The 3,247-nt window shown below is 51.1% G+C and carries 2 protein-coding genes and 1 CRISPR repeat array; both genes read right to left on the bottom strand.

Going from position 1 to position 3,247, the window contains the following annotated elements; translation table 11 throughout:
* Positions 1 to 16 precede the first annotated feature (16 nt).
* Positions 17 to 2,270: a CRISPR direct-repeat array (repeat unit 28 nt; unit sequence TTTCTAAGCTGCCTGTGCGGCAGTGAAC).
* Between the two features lie 149 nt (positions 2,271 to 2,419).
* Positions 2,420 to 3,070, bottom strand: coding sequence for a type I-F CRISPR-associated endoribonuclease Cas6/Csy4 (gene cas6f / locus BZG79_RS14390; RefSeq protein ID WP_077774746.1), 651 nt, complete (start codon positions 3,068 to 3,070; stop codon positions 2,420 to 2,422).
* Positions 3,071 to 3,079: 9 nt separating this feature from the next.
* Complete coding sequence (locus BZG79_RS16215) at positions 3,080 to 3,247, bottom strand: type I-F CRISPR-associated protein Cas7f/Csy3 (RefSeq protein ID WP_242414204.1); 168 nt, start codon at positions 3,245 to 3,247, stop codon at positions 3,080 to 3,082.

The following is a 3,247-nucleotide window of genomic DNA, read 5'->3' as shown; positions in this document are numbered from 1 at the left end:
CATTGATACACCTTTTTTTCTAAGCTGCCTGTGCGGCAGTGAACTGAACCATTCCTCGGCGTTGCATTCTTCGGCGTTTCTAAGCTGCCTGTGCGGCAGTGAACCAACAGCATGGAACCAGCCAACGGCAAAGCATTTTCTAAGCTGCCTGTGCGGCAGTGAACGCGACCGGCAAGCTGGATAAGATGCTTGATGATTTCTAAGCTGCCTGTGCGGCAGTGAACCAAAAAAGACGTTGGCGCGTTTGCTCGTCAAATTTCTAAGCTGCCTGTGCGGCAGTGAACTTATCAGCCAGCTTTATCAGGACTAGCTTTCTTTTCTAAGCTGCCTGTGCGGCAGTGAACCCGTAAAGACGGCTGTGGCTATGTAGGTGGTCTTTCTAAGCTGCCTGTGCGGCAGTGAACGTAAAAATGTCTTTCAGAAAGCGTCGCTGTGTTTTCTAAGCTGCCTGTGCGGCAGTGAACACAACGCCGCTTTGTCGTCTCTCACCAAGGGTTTTCTAAGCTGCCTGTGCGGCAGTGAACGTTGAGTGCTGGCACTCAGGCCAGCGCTTGCATTTCTAAGCTGCCTGTGCGGCAGTGAACACCAGCTTATAACCGGTGCCTTTTCTCGTTGATTTCTAAGCTGCCTGTGCGGCAGTGAACAAGATGAGTTCTTCATACCTTTGCCCGTTTTGTTTCTAAGCTGCCTGTGCGGCAGTGAACGGTGCAACCGGACAGGTTTTTGATTTTGTGGCTTTCTAAGCTGCCTGTGCGGCAGTGAACAGATCTCAACGCCATTTGTATCGAGCAAACCGTTTCTAAGCTGCCTGTGCGGCAGTGAACGGGCGCTACCCGTTCAGCTAGCTTGATTGATGTTTCTAAGCTGCCTGTGCGGCAGTGAACGATCTGTTCTGCGGGAATGCCGGTTTTTTGCTTTTCTAAGCTGCCTGTGCGGCAGTGAACGACCCGACACGGGCAGATGCCGACCCTTAACCTTTCTAAGCTGCCTGTGCGGCAGTGAACCCATCGGCCGCGAAGTGTCGCGATTTTTGGATTTTCTAAGCTGCCTGTGCGGCAGTGAACTTCTTGGCCGCGCTGAAACAGGTTTATGGTGTTTTCTAAGCTGCCTGTGCGGCAGTGAACGCGCGGCCTTGGCGCGACGGCCACCGCGAAACTTTCTAAGCTGCCTGTGCGACAGTGAACAGATCCAGCACTGCCGCGCGGTAGTCTGAAATTTTCTAAGCTGCCTGTGCGGCAGTGAACTGTACGTGCGGGTTTGGCTCGCCGTCCTCGTTTTTCTAAGCTGCCTGTGCGGCAGTGAACTAGAAGTGGTGCGTCCTGAGTTAGCGATTTAATTTCTAAGCTGCCTGTGCGGCAGTGAACTGCTGTGCCGCCATGTCGTTGGCCATGTCTACTTTCTAAGCTGCCTGTGCGGCAGTGAACAAAGGCGCTAGGTTCGTAGGTGTAGTTAAAAATTTCTAAGCTGCCTGTGCGGCAGTGAACCCGCCATGATTGCCGCCCCTGTTTCGCCCCCTTTTCTAAGCTGCCTGTGCGGCAGTGAACGTGGTTTCGTCGGGCGCGTTGGCTTTGGTAAATTTCTAAGCTGCCTGTGCGGCAGTGAACAATCAGACACCGCCACCATCACCGATTATATGTTTCTAAGCTGCCTGTGCGGCAGTGAACCCGGTGATGTGAATGCCCCACCGACGCTTAATTTTCTAAGCTGCCTGTGCGGCAGTGAACTAAAAGCGTGGGAGCTGAATGTTACGCCAAAATTTCTAAGCTGCCTGTGCGGCAGTGAACAAGCGAACCTGCGTGATGACGTAAAAGCCGCATTTCTAAGCTGCCTGTGCGGCAGTGAACTGTATTGATCGGGTTGGCCTTTTTTCCTCACATTTCTAAGCTGCCTGTGCGGCAGTGAACAAGTCGGTGCGCTTTTGCTGACCAAGCTGATATTTCTAAGCTGCCTGTGCGGCAGTGAACCACTTCACAGGCTTCTTTTGGCGTTAGTTCCCTTTCTAAGCTGCCTGTGCGGCAGTGAACCGGAAATTCACACGGTAGCTAAGTATTACGAATTTCTAAGCTGCCTGTGCGGCAGTGAACCGGAAATTCACACGGTAGCTAAGTATTACGAATTTCTAAGCTGCCTGTGCGGCAGTGAACTTCTGCGTTGGTAGTGCGTCCGTTTATCAGCTTTTCTAAGCTGCCTGTGCGGCAGTGAACTGATGCTCTTTCTGGCNCTGGCGGCGCAGCCGCCTCTCTTTCTAAGCTGCCTGTGCGGCAGTGAACAATAGAATAACGTAATAATCGTCAGTAACAACAGGCCATTAGGATAAAAATCGCCTTTTACCCTTGTTAAAAATGGCCTGCCGTAAGCAACTGTATTTCCTGTTTATTTTTAAAGAGCCCAAAAAGAAGGGGTAAAGAGGGGTTTCCCCTCAAAAACACGGCACCGCAGATTGCTGGTCGGACTCTCGTCGGCTGAGCCCATAACAGGTGAATGGTTGGTCCTTGTTTGGCGGCTGTTTGGTAGTCTCCCGCTCGATATACAAAGCAAACTCTTCCGTATTGGGCCGCCCTGCTCGTTTTTGGCTTGAAAGGCTGGTCACTTGAATAAAAGGCAGCGACCAGCGTTTGTCGTCCGTTTTAATGTTTTCCAACAAACGACGCTTTACTTCCGCCTCATCGTAACCATTTTTGCTGGCAATCGCGGCCGCGCGCCGGTCGAGGTTTTTATACAGTCTCTGCGGCGATTTGTAGTTCCAACGTTTAAAGTAGGCATAGTCTTGCACCCCTTCTGGCACCGGCTTGACCGCTTTAACATGTACATAATCGGTCAAGCGTGATAACCATCGTTGAATATTTAACTGCTCAAATTCTTCCTTGGTCTGTGCAAACAAACGCAACCGATGGCCGAGTGGGAAATCACCTTGGCGATAGTCCGGAAATCCGACCGCAATGGCCGATTGATTCGGTCCGATTTTGTTTTCCGCTAAGGCAATATGCACTTGCTGAAACACCTTATGCCAGAGGAAGCCTACTGGGATCTCTACATCTGGCAATAAAGTAATCTCTTGATAGTAGTTCATTACCGTCACCTATTTTTTGTCACCCTTGCCAAACACGCCGCCGCGGATCAGCATCGCCATAATGTAATGCTGCTGTTCGAGCGTTGGGGTTTTGTCTTTTAACATCCATCCATCGAGCAAGTTGTAAAAGTCGTTCTTCTCTTTTGGCTGACGATACGCCGCCCCGCGGTTAGTCAC

Source organism: Salinivibrio sp. MA427 (assembly GCF_001996115.1).
GTDB classification, from domain to species: Bacteria; Pseudomonadota; Gammaproteobacteria; order Enterobacterales; family Vibrionaceae; genus Salinivibrio; species Salinivibrio costicola.
The sequence above is the reverse complement of the archived record's forward strand: the minus strand, read 5'-3'. Positions and strand labels throughout refer to the sequence as shown.

Excerpts from the sequence above, each read along its gene's own strand:
- cas6f (WP_077774746.1), bottom strand. The coding sequence starts at position 3,070 with ATGAACTACTATCAAGAGATTACTTTATTGCCAGATGTAGAGATCCCA.